The following is a 22,338-nucleotide window of genomic DNA, read 5'->3' on the forward strand; positions in this document are numbered from 1 at the left end:
CACCGGTCAGAACAACACCGACATCGCGCTAGTGCTTGTTGAACAGAGAACCTGTCGAACATAGGGCCAGTCGAGTGTCAGGTACGGACCGGATATACCCCATCAATACAGATACAAAAATTCACGGCCAGAAACGGCTGCATATTCTCATGAGGTTCCGTTTTCCCCTGAACGGCAATGCTGTTTTCATTGAGCATACTATTCGGCGCTTCCGTGTGATAACGTGCCTCACTGAAGTCACCGACTCTGAATATCCCAGCCATTGCACCCGCCGGGTTGTCCGTGGTCGCAATCGTATTCGCAGCCACCAGCGTATGTGTATGCGAGGGCATCTGCTGATTCAGTACCGTCATGACTTCACTTCCGGTTTTTTCTGACAGAGAACGTGGCGTTAACCCGACACCATGTCCCGTACCTAAAGGCGCTCTGGCCATTAAATCCGGCAGTCCATAGGTTGAATGGCCATTACCGCCAAAATGATTACCAATGACTGAATACAGGGCTGCATTTTGATTAATCTGTAATATTTGCCCATTGCAAAAAGCCCAGAATCTCGGTGCAAAAGCATAAGGCAGCATCATAATTTCACCGTAAAAAGCTTCCATGATTCTTTCTCCTTAGCCCCTGTTCGGATACTGGCCGGCAGTACAGATAATAAAATTCAAAGCCAATGTCGGTGCCATGTTCGGATGCGCTTCATTGCGACCTTCATCACTGACTGCATCTTGCCTCATTGCCACTAAATCGTCGTCACTTGGTTGATCAACAAACTGATTTGCCTGACCTAAAACGAGATTGCCAGATGATTCAGGCGAGACTGCAGCATTTGTCGACGCTTGCAGAGCATGGGTATGGCTGGGTAAGTTCACCGAGGTAAGAACAACCTGCTCCAGACCGAACTTTTGCCCTTGATGCCTGGGGGTTAATCCGGGGCCACTCCCCATTCCCACTGGAACCCGGCCCTGTAAATCAGGCAAGGCATACGAATCGCGACCATTGCCACCAAACATGGTGCCTAATAATGAATATAACGCTGAATTTTCGGAAATCGGCATGAGCGTGCCGAGACAAAATGCCCACTTCACTGGTGCATAATTGCCTGCAAAAAGGGTAATTTCAGAAAGATAACGCTCAGACATTTTTTCTCTCCTAGTCTCTGTCCGGAAAAATACCCGTCAGTGCAATACAAAAGTTGATCACTGTAGATGGCTGCATGTTGTCATGTGCTGTGCCCGTTCCAGTGTAACCCATTGCTTTTGCACTCATCGGGACCAGATTCGCCGCCTGAGCATAAACAGGACTGCCATTCTCTGCGGATGCAAACACTGTCGATTCGGATGATTTCTTTTTATACGGGCGGAAAGAGTTTCCTGGCTGACTGGAAACCTGGAGCTGATGCGTATGAGCCGGCAATTGATCGGTTGTCAGACTGACACTTTCCAGACCGCCGGTTTTTCCCTGCCTGATTTGCTGCTCTGTATAACCGAAGATGCCAGGGTGTACCGGCATCCTTCCGCGCAAATCAGGTAACTTGAACGCAGTTTCTCCAACCATCCCAAACGTGCCTCCCAGTAATGTATACAACGCTCTATTCTGAGTGATCGTAATAGACTGGCCATTACAATAGGCATAGTTTCTGGGGTAAAAATTTGCGCCAAACATCTGAATATTACCAATAAAAGGTTCCATTCCGACCTCCGAAATTTAAGGTTGTTCTACCCGGCGGGAAAAAATCACTTCCAGTTCGCTGGCCGAATTCGGAGAGACAAACAGTGCCACCTCGCCTAACTTCTCATGGCTGAACGGATAGGTACCCTGTGCTAAACCACCCTCCAATTCACCACAATCAAGGTATAAAGCAAATGCCTCCCATAACTTGCCATGTGTTGCCGTTCGCTGAACATCGGAAATTTCAACCTCAACGGTTTGATTGTTATCCAGTGCGACTGTTAATTTTTCGCCGACCATTTTCTCCAGCCGTTCAAACGTAAATTGCTCCATGTCACCTCCTGTTACACAGACTGCTGATGCACGTGATGAATATTTTTAATGTCCACGATAGGTGTAGAGCATCCCGAAGATTCCAACAACATGGTGCATAAAAACTTGAGGATTGATCAAACAAATCCATGACACAGGCAACGGTGACACCATCAAAATGCAAATAAGAGGATATGCCGCCTTGAATATGCACAAGCGACCCGACCGGAGCGCAAAAACAAGAAAGGAACAGGCGTGTTGCTGAAATTTCAGCGTTCAGAGGTTTGCGGAGAAAACGGACGTCGCGGATACCGCTGCCGGACCCAGCGAAGCACCGGCTGTTCTATCCCGTAAGTCATCAGAGAAGCAATCAGCAGGGAGAGGACCATGGCTGTGAGCATTCCTGCAACTGCCGGCCAGTCCTGCCCGTAAAACAGCTGTATCACGACATAACCCAGATTCTGGTGTACCAGATACAGCGAATAAGAAATCGTGCCGAGAAAAACCAGCGGACGCCAGGTCAGAAATCCCAGAGCGCCGCGAATCACCGCCAGCCAGAAACTCAGCATGATCAGCAGCATCAGCGCAAACTGGCTCACCGAGTAATTGATTCCGAGAATCACCGCACACATCAGGAGTGTCCGGTAAGCGGCGTTCGTTTGGAGTCCCTGCCAGATTTTGTAAAAACAGATCCCGGCGGTAAACATGGGCAGGTAAGGCAGAATCAGCAACTGACTCAGGAATGGCGGCATGTCTGAGCCGCTGAGGCGCACGACTACATCGGCCACCATCACGACCATAAAAATCCGTTCCGCCTGCTTCAGTAACCCGATCAGAAACAAGCCAAACATCCAGACATAGAACATCAGCTCAACCGTCAGCGTCCAGTAAACCCCGTCCACATGGGGGATACCAAACCACTGATGGCACATCAGCAGATTGGCCAGCGCCGCAACGCTGTCAACTTCCCTGCCCGGCAACCCCATGACAGACACCACACAATAAGTCAGCGCCACGGCAAACCAGTATACGGGATACAAACGCGACACCCGCGAGACCACGAAATCCACCGGACGCTCAACCCGGTTCAGCGTCCAGAAAATGACAAAACCACTGATGATAAAAAACAGATGAACACCAAATCGGCCCGCATAAGCCCAGTCAACCGCCAGCCCCGGATGTCCGTATAACGCATCATATCGGTAAAAATAGTGATAGAGCACGACCGCCAAAGCGGCCAGTCCGCGCAATGCATCCAGTTCGGTCAGCCGTTGCTTTGACGCCATGATCGACACACTCAAAAAGTCACATTCCCTGATAACCTTGAGTATAGATGTTGCATTTTTTTGTGATGAACTTTACAGAAATCGAAGCGTGAATCTGGCCTGTGAACCCAGTCGCGCTGTTAATTCAGAAAATCGAAAGGTAGCACCATCAGAGAACAACACTCAGCTTCATCATTGCGTTCCTGCCGACGGCGTCGCTTTCGTTTTTGCTGATGAAGCTGCTGAGATGCGGCCCGGCAGGCTTTGAATCGCCTAAGTACAGCGGCAGGTAAGGCTGCATAAGATTTGGCTTCGATGATCTCAATCACAGCCTGGGAGCAACTGGGCCCACCATGAAAGGCGGCATGTGCGCACCGATAGCCTTTATGCGGCGATAAATATTTCTGGTACCAGTGAATACTGCGGATAGCGAGAATTTTCATGACATTTTATCGGGTCAGAACATCTTTGCAGTATCCACAATCAAGGCAGGGTCACAAGGTATTGCTATAAAAAACAATACCTTGCTCTCAAGTCTTTCCGGTGAATTTACTCAGGACAGCGCTTTCTCCCAGACTGTCCGAATTGTGTGCGTCGAGAAACCCACAGCTTTACAGTTTTTACTGCTGGCACTGTCGGACATCACATCGGTCAGCAATCGATTTGCGCCCTGGGCAACCGCATCCTGAATCCGCTGATGCAGCAGTGCTGTCTGGCATCCCTGCTTTCTGAAAGCCGCTTGTGTATAAGCGTTCGCCAGAATTGCTGTTTTGCCGTCAAAGAAAGTGGTTGCCCAGGCACAGGGGGTTTCATCGACATAGGCAACATAACAACGGAAAGTTTCAGAGCAATATAAATGGCGCTTGGCCTGCCAGATATCATCGTCACACGTCAGGCCCGATGTTTTCAGCAGCGCCAAAAACTCATCTGCCTGATCATTCCCCCACATTTCAACCCGAACGGCCGATGCCTGTGAACCCGGCTGGTAGGCCTCTGCCGCCAATACTAAAAACTCATGCGCATAGGCAGGCACATACCCTTTTTCAATCAGTGTTCTCAACAGCGCCTCATGCACCGCCGAGGGCGCCACATGAATCTCCGGCGGTGTTGATTCGTGGTAGTGCGACAGGAACGCATCCAGACCGAGCACCGCATCTGCATGCGTGATAAGGATTTGATTGTCATAGCGCCGCGTGGGATCGATAAAAGCCGTCAGGTCATCGTCCTGAATGATATTGAGCTGACTGGGTGTTGCCGTGGATAAAGTTCTGGCGTTATTGAAGCGAAAATATGCCGCGTAAGCGGCGTTGACTGTTTCCTTACTGAATGTTGGGTTCATTCAATCTCCTGAAAAAAATCCATTCCAATTTGCGAATCAATATAAAAAACACGTCAAAATATCAGCCCTGAGAGACTGTAGCCGTCGCAGTCAATGGGCCTCGTATTCAGGATGACTACTCACTCAACTGTTTTGACTCATTGAGTGGCTGCACACCTCGATAAAATGCTCAAACCGAAAGAAATGCATCTCTAAATCAACATCTGTTTCAAGGCGCAACGAAAACGCTTGCCCAACCAAACGCGTTACCGTCTTACGCCAGAATGACAGTGCAGCGTGATTTTCCTGAAGAACCCGAATTTGCCATTGTCCCGGATGACGCGATATCAGAGCCTGAAAAGCCTTCATTCCAACCCCCTTGCCATGAAACTTCCGCAAAATAAAAAACTGGTCCATATCATACACAGCCGGATGATCAGGGTATTTCCGGACCAAAGCAAAACCTGCCAGCTCGCCATCACATGCAATCCAATATGGCGTATGATCCGGCACCTGCCAATATGGGTCCAAGTGCTTTGGATTCGCAACATAGTGCCCATGCTCATTGAGCTTCAGAGGAATAAACGCCGACAGTTCGTACATGTAAAACGAAAACAGATTCTCCAGAACGGGCCGCTCTGAACCTGAGATTTGATTCAATGAAATTTCCATGTGTTTTCTGATTTCCAATTCATTCCTGATAAGAACGCTGAAAAAACGCCCAAATCACTTGTGCACCGTCGATATCCTGATTCTTGTGGCCCAGAAGCATCGGGATATCCGGGATCTGGCTTCCCGGGAAGGTATGCCCGCCGCCAAGCACGGTATAGAGTTCGACACCGCAAAAACTGCCTTCGGATCCAAAACGCGTCCATTGCACCCGAGAGTCATCGCGGAGATTTATGTCGGGTAACAATTGAACCACCCGCTCAGTGTGGCACGCATTCTGCCGTTGCCAGAAGGATATCGCTTGTTCTGTCGATACCACGGCGCCACGTTTTTGGCGGTAAAAGTGCACATATCCACCCGTATAAGGGACCATGGGATCCTGAGTGCCATTCATGACAAGCACGGGTAACGAACGTGCGGGCTGGCAAGTGCGATAAATACGGCTGGGCATGGATGCTGCAACCGGGGCAATGGCCGTCAGTTTCTGGCTGAGTTCGCAGCCAAGACGAAAAGCCATCATGCCACCATTTGAGATCCCCGTGACATAGACCCGCTTCGGATCGACCCGCTGCTGTGCAATCAAACGATCAATCAGCGCTGAAATAAACGCTACGTCATCAACCGGCCTGTCGCCGTTGTCGCGGAAACGCTGGTCCCGTCCATCACGCCAGAATCCATCCAAACCATTGGGATAAACCAGGATGCTGCCATCACGAGCAGCCAGCGCACTTAGCCCGAAATGTTTAGCGACTGAAAGCCCGTCCCCTCTGCCGCCACCGTGCAAAACGAGGACTAACGGATATTTCCCGTCTCGCTGACTGGCTGGGGGTAAATCCAGGAAATAACTGCGCGTCACACCCCCGACAACCAGGGTGTGTGTGGATACCTGAGCGTCCGTTTTGGCTTGACGATTCAGACTCGATGTACACCCGGTACAAAAGATAAGCAGCAGCACAATCAAGCCGTGTTTGGCATTCAATTTCAGGGTCACAGGTCAGCACTTTCGGGATTCATGATTGGAAACATCCTGCAGCACGCGCAGCCGATCCGCAATCGGCTGACCGTATCCCTGAATCATTTCCTGAACCGCTGCACAATCTGAGGCCTCCCCTTGTGCAAGACGCACTGCCTGAGCAATCGCTGATTTGAATGCCGGATCGTATCTCAGCAGGACAGCTGCGATTGCATTCAGATCGTGATAAAAACTCTGATCACGTTCGCAATACAGGGCGTAGTGCGTGCGCAGAATTTTTTTCGCCACTGATTTCCCGACAGCAGATGAAAAACCCGATTTGATCTGCTCAAGTGCTTGGCACAAGCGCTGCTGAAGATCCTGATTCATTGTCAGCCCGATTTGTAATGAAGGCCGGTAAGGTGCGATCTGTGGCCGTAAATCCTCTCCCCACACGCATGTGCACAAATGTTTCAGCCAAAACTGCCATTCAAAGGCATTCTGCACCATCGCCTCATCGTAAGTGCCCAGATCGAACTCGAGTTTGGAAATTGAAGGATGCTGACGGCAAATGTCGTCGGCCACTGTGTTCAATGCTGCACTGTGTTCTCCCGACAACGGCTGATGCGTGATGAGACTTAAATCCAGATCGGAGACACCCCATTGCGCCTCACCTCGTCCCACGCTGCCGTGCAAATAAATAGAGTGAATTTGCGAGGCAAAATCAGACGACAATCGGGCAATCGTCTCATTCAGGACGGGTAAAAAAGCTGCACTGACCTTAGAAAGGCACACCGGATGACCGACAAATCCCTGTGAATCCAGCCCGCATTCAGGTGTTATTTCTGCCATCCATACCTGCCTCTATACCGCATATTCCAGCACCATGGGTATATCCAGCATCCCATTGCGGTTTCGAATGCCTTCAACACGTTGAAATCCAAAGGCGAGGTACACTTTCTCGGCATTCAGCGCAGCATTGACGGTGAATTTTCCCTGATTCCCATGTCGCAGGCATTCAGCTTTAGCCGTTTCCCAGAGTTGACGGGATATGCCCATTCCATGATGCGCATCATGGATAAACAGATGCAGCAGATGGACGTTGTCTCTCATCCCAATCACGCCCACCAGTTCGCCCTGTGCCGATTCAGCAACGTGGTAACGATGACCGGTTTGAAGATAAGTTTTGATACAGTCTGCCGTCATTGTCCCCTGCAGCATGTCACGCGCTTCGGGTGCGATGGTCGGTAACACATGCTGAGTCAGCGCTGGCAGAATCAAAGCACTGATGGGTGTCGCATCTTTCACTTCAGCTTGCCTGATCTTCATGCAACTTCTCCTTCTGAAGATAATGTTCTGTTGTACTGGCAGCTTCGCAAATGCGTCCGGCTCAACCTGAAATACTGAGCAGGCTTACGCTGCCCCTTTTGTCAGCAATCCCCCAAGCTGACTGTCATGCCAGCGAGCCATCAGGAAGATGGCACTCAAGGCACCCAATAAGGCGAAGCCCATGTCAGACTGGGTGTCCCATTCATATCCCTGTGTTCCTAAAAAGGCTTCAGCATTTTCGCCGGTTGCCAGCGCCACCCACCACTCAATCAATTCATAGAATGCGCTGAATGCCAGGCAAATCGATACGGCGATCACGCCAACCCAAATGCGACCATTGACGATGTGCTTCCGGATTAAAATTTCCCGCGCCAGAATGGCAGGCACAAAGCCCTGAAAGAAATGGCCGACTTTGTCGTAATTATTCCGGGCGGCACCGAAAAGATTGTCGAACAGTGGTACTTCCGCATAGGTGTAATGGCCGCCCACCATGAGCACAATACAGTGCAGCAGAATCAGGCCGTACAATAAAGGCGTCAACGGGAAAGACTTGTAGGTGAATACGATCAGCACCAGCCCGATCAACGCAGGCAGGACTTCCAGAAACCAAGTGAATGTATCCTTCGGTTCAATTGCCGACCAGAGAAAGACCGTGGCGAAAATTGCCAGCCAAATCAATTTCATTATGCTGCTTTAACCTGTTTGCGTGTTTTTCAAGGAAGGGAGCACGGTATCACAATGATGAACACCGTGCACTCAGGTTCTTATGGCGACTGAGGTATCAGTCCGTATGGCAGGTTGGTGAACATCGAACGATGTTTGGGGTAAACAGGAGCGGCGTTCACACTGCGCCAGTCAAGCAGCATTATCGCCAGTGTATTTCGGTGTTCGCCGTCGTAAAGTTCCGTCTCTCCCTGCTCTGAGGGCACCATCCCCGCGTCACGATTGATGGATTTCTGAATGGCCAGCCGGGTTTTCTCCACCACAGGATCCGCTGTCTTTCCTGCCAGCAGGAAGCTGATCCCCACTTCGGCGATCACATCTTCTTTGGTATGCGTCAGAATCGTGTCGATATTGTTGCGGAAATAATCGTAAATCCACTGGAAATCGCTTTCTTTGAGCTGGAACTGATAATAAGCAGATGCCGCGAAAAGAATATGGGTCATGCCATAAATTTTATTCATGTACTGCTGTTCATCGAGCTGGCTGTCCAGAGCGTCCGGATAGGTCGCCCGAAATGCACGAATAAACGGATCAACCACATCCTGCTCGCCCAGCTGTCGGAGCCAGTAAACCTGATTCGCGAGCTGTGCCGCCCAGGCACGAATCATCGCCGGATCGGTCGCGTAACGGGAAAAATCATAGCGCCGGATAATGTCACGCAGTTTGTGGTCATCTTTATGCTTCAGCCCGTACTCATTCGCTCTGGCCATCGCCCCCAGTAAGTCGACCCCCAGAAAGTAATATTCCGGATGTGCCTGCGTTGCCAGATAGCGCAGTTCACTGCGTGCACCAGATTTCAGACTGTATCTTGCCGCGCGAGCTTCAGAATACGCTTTGATCTGAGCCGGGGTGTAAATGGCATCACTGACTTCGTTTAACCGGTCGGCCACCCGGGCCATATCGGCCCACACAGCACTCTGATATTTGGGATCTAAGGTTTGCCGGTACATCCGCAACCCGTAATGGCCCATTTTAAAGGCAGGGAGTTTGTACAACTGGGATTCATAAGTCTGCCGGATGCGCGCCGCATCTTCAGCATAAGTGGGGAATTCTTGCTGTTGTTCCGCTGCGGGTGCAGGTTTGGGGTAAATCTGGACTGCCGACCAGGCCGGCAGCGACAACAAAGCAATCAGTATATATACGGCAGCAAAACGAAGTGTCTTCATCACGATCCTTTTCAAGCCTCACATCCATTTCAATGCGAACATCATAGCAGTGACTGATTGCAGTGAAGTCAGCTTGATGTCATTGAATACACAGAAACAACTGCGGCTGAACCACCGGCGCCCAATTTATTCCTGAATCCAGCGGTAGGTCAGGTTTATCCTTTCGTTGCACCGCTGTTGTGTTTTCGGAACACTGTGAATCCAGTTGGACTGGGTGTCGCCCGCCATGATCAACAGTGAACCATGGCCGAGCTGAAACTCAATTTTTTCTGATGTCTTGCCATGTTTCAGCAAAAACCGTCGGGTTTCGCCCAAACTGACTGAAGCAATCACCGGGGCTGGTCCCAGCTCTGGCTCGTTATCCTGATGCCAGCCCATGCTGTCCTGACCATCGCGATACAAATTGGCCAGAACCGAGTTAAAGCGGGATTGCGCGACCCTTTCACAGGCCACTTTGATGGCCAACAGCGCCGGCGTCCAGGGATTCGGCTGCATCGTTAACCCGGAATAGGTGTATTGCGCTTCTCCGCACCAGCATTGTAAACGCGGCTGCAGTACTGATTTGCCATACAGGGAGATGGCTTCCTGTTTCCAGTCCAGCGCTTGCCGGAGGACCGAAAAATATTGATTGGCTTCATTGGCCTGAAAGAAATGAGGCGCCCAGAACAGACGGCCGCCCCGAATGTCCAGCCATTCCCCCGGCTCTGACTCGGGTGCAAACAAATCCAGATTCATCACGCTGCTCACAGGCCGGAAGGCTGAGCGGGTAATCGGACATCCACCCAGACCAGGCGATGATCCGAACTGATTTCGGCACGCTCTCTGCCATCTTCTCCGGCCACCAGCCGTCGGAGCGGATCTTTTTTATCCGGCCAGAAAACCCCGCTGTTCATGATATCGAAGTCAGAGGAAGGCAATACATAGTCCAGTCTCAGGCCGCCTAAATGCGTCCATTCCGCACTTCTGCCCCGGCGCAATTTCCAGGGCCGGAAAAATCGGCCACCAAGGCTTTTCGGGGTCAGTTTTCCCTCGCTGACAACACGATGGATCCGGTGATGATACAGCAGATGGCGTAAAGCCAGCACCATGCCTTCACCATCGTGCATGTCAGCATTCAGATCGCCCATGAGCACAAAAGCTTCATCGGGCAATATTCCTCCAGCACGGCCCTGATCGTCGATCAGATACGCTTCATTTCCGATGATGTCCGTCAGCAACCGTAACTCATCATGGTTCCGGCGGGCATTGCGTCGTTCGGGGCCGTCAAAAACCGGTGGCGTCGGATGCGCGCACAACAAGTTAAACCGTTGCGGCCCAACCTGAACCGGGATCAGCACGTGGTTTTTCGAGGACAGCCGGATCGCTTGCGCTGCTTCCGGGCTGTAGTAATCTTCTGGCATCAGATGTTCCGGCATCTCCTGCCAGAGAAACTGCTGCCAGCTGCGGATATTCGATTCAATCAGTGGGTATCTGGAAAGCACCACAAATCCAAAATGGCCGTGATGGAACCCAAAGCCCTGCGCATCTTGCGGCAGAGTCAGTTTCCCGTCGCCGTCTAAATCAACGGGACTGGGTAATCCGGTGTTCGATGGCGGACAGTAACGGTAGGGATAATCGATAGCGACCTGGCCGTGTTGTGGCTCGGCCAGATAATAGCGGCAGAAGTCATCCAAGCTGCCATCATCCCCCCCTTCACCGGGATGATCAAATTCGCACAGCAGCAGTACATCCGGCTGAATGCGCTGAATCATTGCCGCAATACGAGAAAATCTGAGATGGCCTGGTTCCGCAAGTTTTTCCCGGATCCGGCCGGGCACCGGATCCGACATCGCGACGTTAAAAACGCCGATGCGTAAAGTTGGTAATGGCACAACGAACTCCCAACAAACTGAAATGAAAGGCCTGTTCAGATTGTACGCGGAGTTGAACCCAGTCTCCAGCAGCCACTAACCTGGAATTTTCACCAAACTGCTGATGGCCTGGTGAATCTGCCGGGCATCATGCATTGCCCGATGCCTGGATGGGCCCAACTCTTCCAGCGCACGCTGAAAAGAGGCACGGTCGATGCCATTTTCCTGCTGCAACCATAAACCCACTTCCGTCAGTCTGAAGGAAGGCCGCATGTGTGCGGCATGGTACAGCCGCCCCAGCCAGAAGAGGTCCCACTGGCTGTCGCAAAAAACATATTCAAGTTGCCCCAGCACACTGTTCAGATGCTGACAAACTTCCAGAACCTGCATCCCATGCTGTTCAAGCTCTGAACGTGAGATCTGGTGGATTTGCTGCTCGGCATAATTATCCCAGAACTGCCAGACATCCCCGGCAGTCAGCGGATTGATCAAGATACTGCGACCACTGCCATCGGGCAGAATATATCCGACTTCGATAGGATAAGACTGGTCAGATAATCCTGACGCTTCAAAATCGAGTGTTGCCCACATTGCACTCTCCCTGATGCTTATTTTTAGGTCCATCCACCGGCCACATTCGGTTCCATCCTGATCGGCACGCAACGCATGCAGATATACCGGTACGGACACTGCCTTCTTCAGTACTTCAGGTATATTGGCTCCTGCCGCTCCCGGTCCTGAGAACGAATCCAAAATACCGCACTGCGCCTGATTGTCATACCAATCAAAGTCAGTCAGTGATCAGAAATAGCGCAGGAAAAATGTTTGAGAACAAGGCAGATTTTTAGATCAGTCGTCATTCTACAATCAAAAAATCTAACGCAGTGATCGAACATTTGAACAAGCTAGGATGACCAGTGATTGACTGCGATTGGTATTACACGTTTACAACTTACCTGATTAACTTTAGACCCAGCTTGGCGCTTTACCCGCAATTTCATTTGCTTGACGCAGGATTGATACAATTTAATTCATCCTGAGCAGCCGCTGATAAATTTCAGTATCCGAATCACTGAAACAGACAAAATACACTTTCTCCGGCAGCGCCTGTGCTTCAAGGGTATGGCGTACGGTTGCGACCGCAATTTCAGCTGCCTGCTGCTTGGGAAAACCGTACACGCCCGTGCTGATGCCCGGAAAAGCGATCGTCCGTGCTCCCACGTCTTCAGCCTGCATCAGACTATGGCGATAACAATCGGCCAGAGATTGGGGCTCATGCTGGTCGCCCCCCTGCCAGATTGGCCCGACCGTATGGATGACCCATTTTGCCGGCAACTGATATCCCGGTGTGATTTTCGCCTCCCCGGTCTGACAACCGTTCAGACGACGACAGGCTGACAGTAATTGCGGCCCGGCCGCTTTGTGGATTGCCCCATCAACCCCGCCCCCGCCAAGCAAAGTATGATTCGCCGCATTTACAATTGCATCCACCGACAACGTGGTGATATCTCCTTGCCACACCAACAAATCTGCCATGTTTGCCTCCGGTTTGATCTGACACAAGAGAAGCTGAACTGACTCAGAAAGTGCCTGTGTCATGACTGACTCTCATGTTATTTTAGTGCGTCGCATTCAAAACAGATCAAAGCGAGCTTTATGATGCCTCCAATCCTCGGCTTTGCCGGATTCAGCGGGTCGGGAAAAACCACGCTGATAGAACAGGTCATTCCGTATCTGAAACAGCAGGGTCTGCGGGTCGGTCTCCTGAAACACAGCCATCACGATGTGGAGCCGGATACGCCGGGCAAAGACAGTTACCGTCTGCGCCATGCAGGCAGCGACCAGCTGTTGCTGGCAACGCCACACCGTCATATTCTGTTTTTTGAATATCCGGAATCAGACCCCCGGGAACCGGATCTGCAGCAGTGTTTGCAGCAACTGGATCACCGCAAGCTGGATCTCATTCTGGTGGAAGGATTTCGCGATCAGCCAATTGAAAAAATTGAAATTCACCGTCCGGTCTATGGCAAGCCTCTGCTCTATCCACAGGATGAGCACATTGTTGCCATTGCCACCAGTGAACCGGGCACAACGCACCCGTTACCCGTTCTGGACCTGAATCAGCCGAAGCAGGTGGCGGCGTTTATATTGAAAAGAATTCGGGAAGAGAATGACTGAAGACGTTCATTTGGCATGCCCGGCATCTGAGATGCCGGGCATGCGTTCGTCTGCTTTTACAGGCGTTTTTCAGTCAGCGCATCAAGGCACACAAAAGCAGGCACATCAGAACATCAGGCGTTTCCGGCCGGTTTGCTGATCGGAGTCTTTCCCGATGGTCGCGGATGGCCGGTTGCCGGATTTCTGTTTGCTACTTGTTTTCGCCGATTTGCTGCCGGACGATATGGCGGGTCGCTTGTGTGCCGACTTTTCTGCTTTCGGCTTTTCTGTTTTCGGCTTCTCGGCAGCAGACTTGCTGACGGTTTCCGTCACAGGCTGGTCACAAATCACCAGATAGAATTCACCATTAAACTCAATCACATCGCCATCGTAAACCTTGCGGCGCTTGCGCTGTTCCAGTTCACCATTCACGGCCACATAGCCTTCCGCAATGGCCATTTTGGCTTCACCACCGCCACCAACGGCATTGGCAATTTTCAGCACTTTATACAATTCAATCGGATGCGCCGACACTTCAATGCCCAGCGCTTCCACTTCAATTTCCTGATCCTGACTCACAATGTTCTGCCTGTTTCGACGGTCAATGCCGTGAGTATACCACTCTCTGTCTCAGGACCGGGTAAGATTCCGGCATCACGGCCCGGGATCCGACAAAATTGATTCATCCGCATGCAAAACACAGACAATCTCTTGGTTTTTGGCCCCCAATTAGAGATAACGATCTCAATACGTTATGCTTGTGACATGCTTCATGCCCGTGCCAAGTGACAAGGAAAAAAATCATGCTCAAATGCTTGTATGCCGCTGTATTCTGCCTTCTTTTTGCGCTACCAGCGCTGGCTCAGGAAGAGTCGTTGCCTTATTCAGAGCAAGCTGCGTTAGATAAGCCACTCATGGAACGGTATATTCTGGACGAACTGAAATCGCTCCGGCAAGACCAGCAGGATCTGGAAAGACGACTCACGATTTCTTTTACCGACCGTGAACTCGCCGTAGCTGACAAATCCCTGAACTACGCCAATGTGACCGTGACTTATTTCTTTTATCTGATTGCCGGAGCCGCTTCGTTGATTGCGCTTGTCGGCTGGCAATCGCTGAAGGAAATCAAAGTCAATACCAAGAAAATGGCCGACCAGCAGTTGCAGGAAATCACCGAACAATACGAGAAAAAATTCCAGGTGCTTGAACGGGATCTGAAACGGAAAACCCGGATTATTGCGCAGAACAATAAAGAGATTGAAATTATCAACGAGGTGCATAACCTCTGGCTGCGGGCGCAAAGCTCGCAAACGGCAGAGCAGAAAATGGAAGTCTATGATGAAATCCTGAAGCTGCGTCCCGGCGATCTGGAAGCTCTGACCCACAAAGCGGATGCCGCCATGGAAATTCGTGAATTCCACTGGGCACTGAGTATCTGTAACCGGGTGCTTGAAGTCGATAACACCAACGCCAATGCCTTGTATCAGCGGGCCTGTGCTTATGCTTGTCTGGGCGCAGAAGATCAGGCGGTTTCCGATCTGGAACAAGCGATTCTGGGCAGCGCCTTCCTGCGGGAACTGGCCCGGGAAGAGCAGGATTTTGAAACCCTGCACGGCCATGAACGCTTTGATCAATTAATCACTTACCATCACGAATGAGTCAAACCGCCTTCAGACTGCACCCAGCATCCTTCGAGAATGGCAAGGTCTGAAGGCATTTTTACAACGTCCTTCATGCTTCTGACACCCCAGCCTACCTGTCCGGGATATTCACTGGACAAGCTAATGACAGCGCGCTTAGTATCTTACGCGTTGATAAGGATCCAACGGAGTAAGTCATGCAAGCAACCACCCGACAAATGCAGGCCCAGAAACACATTGCGCTGGTCGCACACGATAACTGCAAAAGCCACCTTCAGCGCTGGGTTGAAGAGCATAAAGGAAAGCTCTTAAAACACACCCTGTATGCAACAGGCACTACAGGTCACCTGCTGGCCAAACAAACCGGGCTTCCGGTGAACTGCCTGCTCAGTGGCCCGATGGGTGGAGACCAGCAATTAGGTGCGCTGATCTGTGAAGGAAAGATTGATATGATGATTTTCTTCTGGGATCCCCTGAACGCCGTACCGCACGACCCGGATGTCAAAGCGCTGCTGCGCATTGCTGCGGTGTGGAACGTCCCAGTGGCCACCAACCGGGCCAGCGCCAATTTTATGATTGAATCGTCCATGATGGACAAAGCAGTCTCCATCGAGATTCCGGACTATGAAGCATATCTTGCAGAACGTCTGACCTGAACAACCCCAAAGCACAGACATGGCGGCCTGGATCTCGGCCGTCATCTTCACTCCCCATCGCACCAAAGCCACCCCAACTGCTGATTTGTTCTCTCTGTTTGCAGATGACAAAAAACGTCTTCAGCCGCCACACGGCAAATCCGAAATTTTAGGTATATGCTTAGAATTTGTTGATCACAACAATTCACCACGAAAACAAATTCTTATACCAATCAAAGTAAGTCAATGATCAGAAATAGCGCAGGGGAAATGTTTGAGAACAAGGCAGTTTTTTTAGATAAGTAGTGATTCTACAATCAAAAAATCTAACGCAGTTATCGAACAATTGAACAAGCTAGGATGACCAGTGATTTACTGCGATTGGTATTACCTACATGGTGGTTTATGAAAGCATGGACTCTGACTGAACCGGATGGCCTGAACAGCCTGCAACTCACGCGCCGTTCACGGCCAAAACCCGCCCCCGATGAGGTTCTGATTCAGGTTGCCGCAGCCGGGCTCAACCCCATCGACTATAAACTGGCCAGCTGGGGATACGCCACCTGGGACTATCCGCAAATCGTTGGGATGGACATCGCTGGCACCGTTGAAGCGGTCGGGGCACAGGTCCATCAATATAAACCGGGCGACCGGGTCTTTACCTTTCTTGATCCCCGCCAGTGTGGCGGCTTTGCAGAGTACGTCTGCAGCAAAACCGATGCCCTGAGCCGCCTGCCTGCTGAAGTCAGCTTTGAACAGGCCGCGGCGCTCCCTTCAGCCGGATACAGTGCCTGGCTGGCGGTGTACGACAAATTGCGCCTGGCGGCAGGCCAGCGCATCGCCATTACCGGGGCTGGCGGCGGTGTGGGCGGATTCGCCGCACAGCTCGCCAAACTGGCAGGCGCAACCGTTTATGCCATTGCGGCGCAACAGCACCATGCCCGATTACTCAGCTATGGCGTGGATGCGGTGATTGATACCGAAGACAATGTCGCGATGAAAATCATTGAACTGACCGAAGACAGGCTTCTGCACGCCGTGATTGACTGCGTCTCGGCCCGCTCCGGCAGTGTGATGAGCGCCCTGATCCGCTACAACGGACAAATCGTCATGGTTGCGGATCAGTTCAATCAGGTGCCTTTACTGGCAACAACGAAAGCCATCAGCATGCATGAAGTCGCGCTGCACGCAACCTATGCCCACGGCGCGCCCGAAGATATTCATCATCTGGCCGACATGGGAAATAACCTGAGCAATCTGGTGGCGGAAGGAAAACTCGACCCCATGCTGAATCAACTGATCCCCTTTGCGGATCTGAAGCAGGGTCTGCAGATGCTGCACGACCAGAAGCACAGTGGCAAGCTGGTCGTGGTGCTGGACGACTGACGCAGCCGAAACCGCAGGGAGACACTTCCCGGCTCAGCGGCTGACTTTTTTGATTTTATTAAAGACGGGATAACGGTCTTCAATCAGCTCATTCACGAAAGGAGACAGGGTCTCCGGGTTTGCACAAATCCAAACCTGCTCTTTTGCCCGGGTCATCGCCACATAGAACAGGCGACGCTCTTCGGCATCCGCAATGCCGTCATTGCCACCGGACTGCAGACAGGCCAGCAGCCCGCGATCCCGGTCCAGCGCCGGGAATACCCCCCGGTTCACATTCAGAATGAAGACAAAATCGGCTTCACGCCCTTTGCTGGCATGGCAAGTCATAAACTGCAGGTTGAGCTGCGGCCATTGCGCCTGCCAATCCGCGAGTTTCTCCGGCTTCTGGTCGTGATTCCGACCCAGCAGCAGCACCTGGGCCTCTTGTTTCACTTTGGCAGCCAACTGGACCAGTTCCTGTTCCAGCAAGTCCTGCGCTAGCAGCGTCACCGCTTTTCGCTTCTGTTTCCTGAAACTTTTCAGCGATTTTTTCAGTTGCTGTGGGTTTTGCTGAATGAACAGGTTCGCCACCTCACCGATCATATTGTTGAACCGGTAGGTAGTGTCCAGTTCCATCACCTGGCTGGCGCCGAATCGCGATTCAAAACCCGTAGTCAGATTCACATCAGCCCCGGCAAACCGGTAAATTGCCTGCCAGTCATCCCCCACCGCATACAGCGAGGGAGCCAGAGACTGGTCGCCGTGCGGCTTGCAAATCGCTTCAATCAGACTCAGCCGGTGTGGAGAAATATCCTGATATTCATCCACCATCACAAAGCGCCAGGGCGGCGTAAACTTGCCTTGCTGAATGTAGTCGGTCGCCGCCTGAATCATTGAATTGAAATCAATCTGGCGGTTGGCTTTCAGATACTGACTGTAAGTTTTGTAGCACGGCCATAACAAAGCCAGCTCACTTTTCATCTGCGCTTTGTCTGTGTTGCCCAAATCGCTGTCCACCAGCGCAGACAACACCGATTTATTCCCGCCATGCTGACTGATCAGTTCAATATGCCGCCAGACCCAGTTCAGTAAGGGTTCACTGCGGGCCTGTTCTTCCATCGAGTTATCCCCGCGAAATCCGGGAATCCGCCATTGTGTCAGATGTTTTTGCCAGCGCTTGGCTGAAGCTTCCTGCTGCCATTGATCTTTCAGCATCGCCGACAGCCATTCATGCCGGGCGGCGTCATCCAGCACCAGGGGCGAAACCGCAGGCAGAGTGCCTTCAACAGCCTGAATGATCTGGCATCCCAGGCTGTGAAAAGTGGCCACACGCACAGGCTTTCCGATTTTATCAGCCAGTCGCTCACTCATTTCTTCCGCAGCTTTACGGCCAAAGGCCAGCAACAGTATATCTTCAGGATCAGCCTGCTGGCTGGCCAGCAGATAACCGGCTCTGGCCATCAGTACACTGGTTTTACCGGATCCGGCTCCCGCCAGAATCAGGTTATGATCTTCATTCAGCAGCACAGCCTCGCGCTGAGAAGCGTTGAGTGGTGACGATTCGAAGCGGTCAAACCAGGAAGCCCATTTCCCGGTTTCTTCCTCAATCCATTGCTGGTTAGTCGCCGCCACCCATTCCCGGTTATCGGTCAGCCAGGGCGAGATTTGCTCAAAGGCCAGCGGCCGGAATGAGGCAGCAAGCTCATCGGTCAGTCCGGTGTCTTGCAGAGCATAATGCAGGGCATGCTGTAGATTCAGGTGCTGAGAACGGCGTTTGTAATTGTGCTGAGTCGTGAAGTTTTCAATCTGCGTCAGCATCTGAGGTAAATGCTGATCGAGTTTTTCCACCCGACCCTGCGCCCACTCACGGTACGCATTCACCAGGTGTTCGGCAAAATGTTTGCATTCAGCCCAGGGCAAGCCGTGAATCGTCCAGCTGTCGTTCTGGTCGGCGGACATCAGCTCCATCGCACCCCACATCACGCCACGGTGCAAAGTCACGGAGCCGTCCCAGTCATCGAAGGACACCACTTCCTGATGGGTCAGACTTTCCAGTCGGACTTCTTCTTCATCCAGCGCAATGCTGCAAAAATCGCCCTGCACTAACCATTGTGCAAGCCAGTTGGCTGTTAATCGCATTCTGTTTCCTGACACCTTGCTTCTCTCAGCAAGAAGATTATCAAGAACTGTACACTGACCATAGCGGTAAGCACCTTATTTACGTAAAATTTGAGACAAAAATATCCGCTGTCTCCGGCAAACTTCCAGACTGGATTCAGCGCTGGCGGATGACTCATGATAAAACTCGCTTTACAGTCTACTTTTCGTCGTTTTTGGGCTAAAGAACGTTTCCATCACAGTGCCCGGGTTGCCATTGCACTGGTGGGTGCGGTTGTGCCCTGCTGGTATCTCAATGCAACGACAGCCGTCACGCCACTGGTTTTAGGCATTATCGCCTCGGCGCTGGCCGAAACCGACGATAATCTGACCGGAAAAATCAAAGCGCTGATCATGACACTGCTGTGCTTTCTGATTGCCTCGCTGTCTGTCGAATTGTTGTTCGATTATCCGGTTCTGTTTGCCATCGGGCTGTTTTCATCCAGTTTTGCCTTCATCATGCTGGGCGCCATGGGCACCCGCTACGCCAGCATTGCTTTTGCGTCGCTGCTGCTGGCGATTTACACCATGCTCGGTGCCGAGAACAGTCAGAATTTATGGTATCAGCCCACCCTGTTACTGTCCGGCGCAGCAGGCTACGGACTTCTGGCTCTGTTATGGCAAATCTTCTGGCCAAATCAGGCGCTTCAGCAGGGGCTGGCGAATGTTTTCGATGCGCTGGCCGATTATCTGGACGACAAAAGTCACTGGTTTCGTCCGGTCGAAAATCTGGAGCCTCAGCAGCTCCGGATTCAGGCCGCCAACAGCAATGCCAGAGTCGTTGCTGCCCTGAATCTGTCCAAAATGACGCTGCTGAACCGGGCCAAGCGCGTTCAGCCAAACCAGCGCGGACACCGCTATCTCAGCCTGTATTTTCATGCGCAGGACATTCATGAGCGTGTCAGTTCCTCCCATCAGCGGTATCAGGATTTAGCCCGTGCGTTTCGTCGCAGTGATATTCTGTTTCGCTTTCAGGATTTGCTGAAGCAGCAAGCCAGCGCCTGCCGGCAAGTGGGTCAGTGTCTCGCTATGGGACATTATTACCGCCACAGTCTGGAGAATCGTCTGGCACTGGATGAGCTGAAAGAGTCGCTGGATTATCTGAAAGCCCGGCACAATCCGGCATGGCGTGCTTATCTGACTCAACTCGATTATCTGTTCAGTAATCTGGCCACCGTTGAACGCCAGCTGGCGAATCTGAACAACCCGGATGCTTCCGATGCGCCGGAAGATACTGAGCTGGCGGATTCAGAAGCCCATACCCTGCCCGGACTCTGGCAACGCCTCAAAAACCAGATGCACACCGACAGCCAGTTATTTCGTCACGCCATTCGGATCGCGACAGCGCTGACGATCGGTTACGGGGTGATTCATCTGTTGGATCTGAAACTGGGATTCTGGATTTTGCTGACGACCCTGTTTGTCTGCCAGCCCAATTACAGCGCCACCCGCAAAAAACTGACGCAACGTATTCTGGGTACACTGGGCGGCTTGCTGATCGGCTTGCCACTGCTGTATCTGTTCCCGGGGCAAGAAGGCCAACTGGTGTTGATGGTGCTGGCAGGAATTGCATTTTTTATCCTCAGAAACCAGCAATATGCGCTGGCAACCGGCTTTATCACCCTGTTCGTACTGTTCTGTTTCAGTCAGTTAGGTGCCGGATTTGCCGTCGTGTTGCCACGGCTGGCAGATACCCTGATCGGCTGTGTGCTGGCGGTGTTCGCGGTGTCCTTTATCCTGCCCGACTGGCAGTCGCGCCGGCTGCATAAAATCATGGCCACGGCGGTCACCACCAACCGGGATTATCTGGCACAGATTATCGGACAATACCGTATCGGAAAAAAAGACAGTCTCAGCTACCGGGTCGCCCGTCGCGAAGCCCACAATACCGACGCGCAACTCAGCACCGCGATCAGTAACATGCTGTCTGAACCGGGCCGGTATCGTCTGGCGATTGAGGAATGCTTCCGTTTCCTGACCCTGAATCACGCCATGCTGAATTACATTTCAACACTCGGCGCGCACCGTACTCAGTTAGATGAGCATAAAACGCATAAGCTGATCGCACAGGCGCACAGTCAGATCCACCTGCAGCTGGAAGCACTGGCCAACCAGCTCAGCAGTAAACAATGCGGGCCGCCGCCGGAATCCGACAGCAGTCTGGCACAGGCACTGGCCACCTGGCGGGAAGGGGATGATCAGTCTGTTCGACTGATTCTGCAACAGCTGTATCTGATTCAGTGTATGTTGCCGGAGCTGCATTCACTGGCGAACAAACTGGCGGCGAGAACCCAACAGGCAGCAGCACCTGCCAGCTGAAACGAATCAGTAACATCATCCATGAAGTGATAAAAAATCAGCCAATCAAACCATCACGGGCATAATTTCTCTGCAAAAATGCCTGTGGTGGTATAAAATCCAGCCCTTTCTTCGACCCCGTTCATTAAACACATCATCATGATTGATTTCGCGACGCTGCCGCTGTATCTGACTGCGGTTGTTGCCCTGCTGCTTGTGCCAGGGCCGGATATGCTTTTAATTGCCAGTTCCAGCCTGAGCTATGGCAAACGAGTGGGCCTGTTTGCCAGTTTAGGCAATGCGACTTCAGGGCTGATTCTGACTGTGCTGGCGGCCATGGGTGTTTCAGCACTGATTGCCATGAACCCGATGGCACTGGAAGCCCTGCGTTATCTGGGCGGTATTTATCTGCTGAAAATGGGCTGGGACTGTCTGCGCAGCCAGCCCGCAGAATCGCCGACCGTGGCGGCCCGGCAGGGTCTGGCACGTCTGCTCTACCGCCGGGCAGTCTTCAGTAACCTGCTCAACCCGAAAGCGCTGATTTTCTTCGTGCTCTTTCTGCCGCAGTTTGTTTCGAGCCAGATTGCAGCCAGTTCCGGCGAGCAAATGCTGGCACTGGGCCTGTTGCTCAATGTGATGGGACTGGCGTTTAACCTGTTGCTGGTCGTACTGGCCGGGACTCTGGGCCAGCCTCTGCTGAAAAACCCGAAGTTCCGGGCCAATCAGAACCGGTTTATGGGCTGCATCTTCATTCTCCTTGCAGTCTGGCTGCTGGCGTCTCAGTTGCCGCAAGTCTGAACCTGAAAAAATGCCGCCACATTCTGGAGGCATTTT

The 22,338-nt window shown here is 52.0% G+C and carries 26 protein-coding genes; 7 read left to right on the plus strand and 19 right to left on the minus strand.

The window, feature by feature from the left end:
• Nucleotides 1-77: 77 nt before the first annotated feature.
• The 17 genes from KDD30_RS09980 to KDD30_RS10060 form a co-directional block, all read right to left on the minus strand.
• Nucleotides 78-605, minus strand: a complete 528-nt coding sequence (locus KDD30_RS09980; RefSeq protein ID WP_211645729.1) for a phage tail protein — start codon at nucleotides 603-605, stop codon at nucleotides 78-80.
• Between the two features lie 12 nt (nucleotides 606-617).
• Nucleotides 618-1,139, minus strand: coding sequence for a phage tail protein (locus KDD30_RS09985; protein WP_211645730.1), 522 nt, complete (start codon nucleotides 1,137-1,139; stop codon nucleotides 618-620).
• A 10-nt stretch (nucleotides 1,140-1,149) separates the two neighbouring features.
• Nucleotides 1,150-1,689, minus strand: coding sequence for a phage tail protein (locus tag KDD30_RS09990; protein ID WP_211645731.1), 540 nt, complete (start codon nucleotides 1,687-1,689; stop codon nucleotides 1,150-1,152).
• Nucleotides 1,690-1,704: 15 nt separating this feature from the next.
• Nucleotides 1,705-2,001: a hypothetical protein gene (locus tag KDD30_RS09995; protein WP_211645732.1), complete on the minus strand. Its 297-nt coding sequence runs from the start codon at nucleotides 1,999-2,001 to the stop codon at nucleotides 1,705-1,707.
• 248 nt (nucleotides 2,002-2,249) lie between these two features.
• Entirely contained in the window at nucleotides 2,250-3,266 is a 1,017-nt protein-coding gene (locus KDD30_RS10000) for an acyltransferase (RefSeq protein WP_211645733.1), read from the minus strand.
• Between the two features lie 119 nt (nucleotides 3,267-3,385).
• Entirely contained in the window at nucleotides 3,386-3,688 is a 303-nt protein-coding gene (yidD, locus tag KDD30_RS10005) for a membrane protein insertion efficiency factor YidD (protein WP_211645734.1), read from the minus strand.
• Nucleotides 3,689-3,798: 110 nt separating this feature from the next.
• Nucleotides 3,799-4,584 (minus strand): GNAT family N-acetyltransferase, encoded by a 786-nt coding sequence (locus KDD30_RS10010; RefSeq protein WP_211645735.1) that lies wholly within the window; start codon nucleotides 4,582-4,584, stop codon nucleotides 3,799-3,801.
• Nucleotides 4,585-4,707: 123 nt separating this feature from the next.
• Nucleotides 4,708-5,223, minus strand: coding sequence for a GNAT family N-acetyltransferase (locus tag KDD30_RS10015; RefSeq protein WP_249199121.1), 516 nt, complete (start codon nucleotides 5,221-5,223; stop codon nucleotides 4,708-4,710).
• A 31-nt stretch (nucleotides 5,224-5,254) separates the two neighbouring features.
• Nucleotides 5,255-6,223 carry a PHB depolymerase family esterase gene (locus tag KDD30_RS10020; RefSeq protein WP_211645740.1) on the minus strand — a complete coding sequence of 323 codons (969 nt, stop codon included), beginning with the start codon at nucleotides 6,221-6,223 and terminating at the stop codon, nucleotides 5,255-5,257.
• A 3-nt stretch (nucleotides 6,224-6,226) separates the two neighbouring features.
• Nucleotides 6,227-7,036 carry a nucleotidyltransferase domain-containing protein gene (locus KDD30_RS10025; protein ID WP_211645742.1) on the minus strand — a complete coding sequence of 270 codons (810 nt, stop codon included), beginning with the start codon at nucleotides 7,034-7,036 and terminating at the stop codon, nucleotides 6,227-6,229.
• 12 nt (nucleotides 7,037-7,048) lie between these two features.
• Entirely contained in the window at nucleotides 7,049-7,513 is a 465-nt protein-coding gene (locus KDD30_RS10030) for a GNAT family N-acetyltransferase (RefSeq protein WP_211645743.1), read from the minus strand.
• A gap of 84 nt (nucleotides 7,514-7,597) precedes the next feature.
• A complete protein-coding gene (locus KDD30_RS10035; protein WP_211645744.1) occupies nucleotides 7,598-8,197 on the minus strand; it encodes a DUF2238 domain-containing protein in 600 nt (199 codons plus the stop codon).
• A gap of 80 nt (nucleotides 8,198-8,277) precedes the next feature.
• Nucleotides 8,278-9,402 (minus strand): DUF3541 domain-containing protein, encoded by a 1,125-nt coding sequence (locus tag KDD30_RS10040; protein ID WP_211645745.1) that lies wholly within the window; start codon nucleotides 9,400-9,402, stop codon nucleotides 8,278-8,280.
• Between the two features lie 126 nt (nucleotides 9,403-9,528).
• Nucleotides 9,529-10,137, minus strand: coding sequence for an alpha-ketoglutarate-dependent dioxygenase AlkB (locus KDD30_RS10045; protein ID WP_211645746.1), 609 nt, complete (start codon nucleotides 10,135-10,137; stop codon nucleotides 9,529-9,531).
• A gap of 8 nt (nucleotides 10,138-10,145) precedes the next feature.
• Nucleotides 10,146-11,231: an endonuclease/exonuclease/phosphatase family protein gene (locus KDD30_RS10050; protein ID WP_211649820.1), complete on the minus strand. Its 1,086-nt coding sequence runs from the start codon at nucleotides 11,229-11,231 to the stop codon at nucleotides 10,146-10,148.
• Nucleotides 11,232-11,348: 117 nt separating this feature from the next.
• Nucleotides 11,349-11,843 (minus strand): hypothetical protein, encoded by a 495-nt coding sequence (locus KDD30_RS10055; protein ID WP_211645747.1) that lies wholly within the window; start codon nucleotides 11,841-11,843, stop codon nucleotides 11,349-11,351.
• Nucleotides 11,844-12,278: 435 nt separating this feature from the next.
• Complete coding sequence (locus KDD30_RS10060) at nucleotides 12,279-12,788, minus strand: O-acetyl-ADP-ribose deacetylase (RefSeq protein ID WP_211645748.1); 510 nt, start codon at nucleotides 12,786-12,788, stop codon at nucleotides 12,279-12,281.
• A gap of 123 nt (nucleotides 12,789-12,911) precedes the next feature.
• On the opposite strand from KDD30_RS10060, the gene mobB reads away from it, so the two are divergent.
• On the plus strand, nucleotides 12,912-13,430 hold the full coding sequence (gene mobB / locus KDD30_RS10065) for a molybdopterin-guanine dinucleotide biosynthesis protein B (RefSeq protein ID WP_211649828.1): 519 nt from the start codon (nucleotides 12,912-12,914) through the stop codon (nucleotides 13,428-13,430).
• A gap of 105 nt (nucleotides 13,431-13,535) precedes the next feature.
• Here the strand turns inward: mobB and KDD30_RS10070 are convergent, their stop codons facing one another.
• On the minus strand, nucleotides 13,536-13,988 hold the full coding sequence (locus KDD30_RS10070; protein WP_211645749.1) for an RNA-binding S4 domain-containing protein: 453 nt from the start codon (nucleotides 13,986-13,988) through the stop codon (nucleotides 13,536-13,538).
• Between the two features lie 224 nt (nucleotides 13,989-14,212).
• On the opposite strand from KDD30_RS10070, the gene KDD30_RS10075 reads away from it, so the two are divergent.
• From KDD30_RS10075 to KDD30_RS10090, 4 genes are all read left to right on the plus strand, one after another.
• Nucleotides 14,213-15,067 carry a hypothetical protein gene (locus tag KDD30_RS10075; RefSeq protein WP_211645750.1) on the plus strand — a complete coding sequence of 285 codons (855 nt, stop codon included), beginning with the start codon at nucleotides 14,213-14,215 and terminating at the stop codon, nucleotides 15,065-15,067.
• 179 nt (nucleotides 15,068-15,246) lie between these two features.
• Nucleotides 15,247-15,705, plus strand: coding sequence for a methylglyoxal synthase (locus KDD30_RS10080; protein ID WP_211645751.1), 459 nt, complete (start codon nucleotides 15,247-15,249; stop codon nucleotides 15,703-15,705).
• 19 nt (nucleotides 15,706-15,724) lie between these two features.
• Nucleotides 15,725-15,934, plus strand: a complete 210-nt coding sequence (locus tag KDD30_RS10085; protein WP_211645752.1) for a hypothetical protein — start codon at nucleotides 15,725-15,727, stop codon at nucleotides 15,932-15,934.
• A 155-nt stretch (nucleotides 15,935-16,089) separates the two neighbouring features.
• Nucleotides 16,090-17,070: an alcohol dehydrogenase catalytic domain-containing protein gene (locus KDD30_RS10090; protein WP_211645753.1), complete on the plus strand. Its 981-nt coding sequence runs from the start codon at nucleotides 16,090-16,092 to the stop codon at nucleotides 17,068-17,070.
• Between the two features lie 33 nt (nucleotides 17,071-17,103).
• Here the strand turns inward: KDD30_RS10090 and helD are convergent, their stop codons facing one another.
• Nucleotides 17,104-19,188, minus strand: coding sequence for a DNA helicase IV (gene helD, locus KDD30_RS10095; protein WP_211645754.1), 2,085 nt, complete (start codon nucleotides 19,186-19,188; stop codon nucleotides 17,104-17,106).
• Between the two features lie 156 nt (nucleotides 19,189-19,344).
• Here helD and yccS point away from each other — a divergent pair, with 156 nt between their 5' ends.
• Complete coding sequence (gene yccS / locus KDD30_RS10100; RefSeq protein ID WP_211645755.1) at nucleotides 19,345-21,525, plus strand: YccS family putative transporter; 2,181 nt, start codon at nucleotides 19,345-19,347, stop codon at nucleotides 21,523-21,525.
• A 138-nt stretch (nucleotides 21,526-21,663) separates the two neighbouring features.
• Nucleotides 21,664-22,302 (plus strand): LysE family translocator, encoded by a 639-nt coding sequence (locus KDD30_RS10105; RefSeq protein ID WP_211645756.1) that lies wholly within the window; start codon nucleotides 21,664-21,666, stop codon nucleotides 22,300-22,302.
• Nucleotides 22,303-22,338: the final 36 nt, after the last annotated feature.

This window comes from Photobacterium sp. GJ3 (assembly GCF_018199995.1).
Taxonomy (GTDB): domain Bacteria; phylum Pseudomonadota; class Gammaproteobacteria; order Enterobacterales; family Vibrionaceae; genus Photobacterium.

Excerpts from the sequence above, each read along its gene's own strand:
- yidD (WP_211645734.1), bottom strand. The coding sequence starts at position 3,688 with ATGAAAATTCTCGCTATCCGCAGTATTCACTGGTACCAGAAATATTTA.
- KDD30_RS10040 (WP_211645745.1), bottom strand. The coding sequence starts at position 9,402 with ATGAAGACACTTCGTTTTGCTGCCGTATATATACTGATTGCTTTGTTG.
- KDD30_RS09980 (WP_211645729.1), bottom strand. The coding sequence starts at position 605 with ATGGAAGCTTTTTACGGTGAAATTATGATGCTGCCTTATGCTTTTGCA.
- KDD30_RS10090 (WP_211645753.1), top strand. The coding sequence starts at position 16,090 with ATGAAAGCATGGACTCTGACTGAACCGGATGGCCTGAACAGCCTGCAA.
- yccS (WP_211645755.1), top strand. The coding sequence starts at position 19,345 with ATGATAAAACTCGCTTTACAGTCTACTTTTCGTCGTTTTTGGGCTAAA.
- KDD30_RS10010 (WP_211645735.1), bottom strand. The coding sequence starts at position 4,584 with ATGAACCCAACATTCAGTAAGGAAACAGTCAACGCCGCTTACGCGGCA.
- KDD30_RS10060 (WP_211645748.1), bottom strand. The coding sequence starts at position 12,788 with ATGGCAGATTTGTTGGTGTGGCAAGGAGATATCACCACGTTGTCGGTG.
- KDD30_RS09995 (WP_211645732.1), bottom strand. The coding sequence starts at position 2,001 with ATGGAGCAATTTACGTTTGAACGGCTGGAGAAAATGGTCGGCGAAAAA.
- KDD30_RS10050 (WP_211649820.1), bottom strand. The coding sequence starts at position 11,231 with ATGTCGGATCCGGTGCCCGGCCGGATCCGGGAAAAACTTGCGGAACCA.
- mobB (WP_211649828.1), top strand. The coding sequence starts at position 12,912 with ATGCCTCCAATCCTCGGCTTTGCCGGATTCAGCGGGTCGGGAAAAACC.
- KDD30_RS10025 (WP_211645742.1), bottom strand. The coding sequence starts at position 7,036 with ATGGCAGAAATAACACCTGAATGCGGGCTGGATTCACAGGGATTTGTC.
- KDD30_RS10105 (WP_211645756.1), top strand. The coding sequence starts at position 21,664 with ATGATTGATTTCGCGACGCTGCCGCTGTATCTGACTGCGGTTGTTGCC.
- KDD30_RS10035 (WP_211645744.1), bottom strand. The coding sequence starts at position 8,197 with ATGAAATTGATTTGGCTGGCAATTTTCGCCACGGTCTTTCTCTGGTCG.
- KDD30_RS10055 (WP_211645747.1), bottom strand. The coding sequence starts at position 11,843 with ATGTGGGCAACACTCGATTTTGAAGCGTCAGGATTATCTGACCAGTCT.
- KDD30_RS09990 (WP_211645731.1), bottom strand. The coding sequence starts at position 1,689 with ATGGAACCTTTTATTGGTAATATTCAGATGTTTGGCGCAAATTTTTAC.
- KDD30_RS10075 (WP_211645750.1), top strand. The coding sequence starts at position 14,213 with ATGCTCAAATGCTTGTATGCCGCTGTATTCTGCCTTCTTTTTGCGCTA.
- KDD30_RS10045 (WP_211645746.1), bottom strand. The coding sequence starts at position 10,137 with ATGAATCTGGATTTGTTTGCACCCGAGTCAGAGCCGGGGGAATGGCTG.
- helD (WP_211645754.1), bottom strand. The coding sequence starts at position 19,188 with ATGCGATTAACAGCCAACTGGCTTGCACAATGGTTAGTGCAGGGCGAT.
- KDD30_RS10085 (WP_211645752.1), top strand. The coding sequence starts at position 15,725 with ATGGCGGCCTGGATCTCGGCCGTCATCTTCACTCCCCATCGCACCAAA.
- KDD30_RS10080 (WP_211645751.1), top strand. The coding sequence starts at position 15,247 with ATGCAAGCAACCACCCGACAAATGCAGGCCCAGAAACACATTGCGCTG.
- KDD30_RS09985 (WP_211645730.1), bottom strand. The coding sequence starts at position 1,139 with ATGTCTGAGCGTTATCTTTCTGAAATTACCCTTTTTGCAGGCAATTAT.
- KDD30_RS10030 (WP_211645743.1), bottom strand. The coding sequence starts at position 7,513 with ATGAAGATCAGGCAAGCTGAAGTGAAAGATGCGACACCCATCAGTGCT.
- KDD30_RS10000 (WP_211645733.1), bottom strand. The coding sequence starts at position 3,266 with ATGGCGTCAAAGCAACGGCTGACCGAACTGGATGCATTGCGCGGACTG.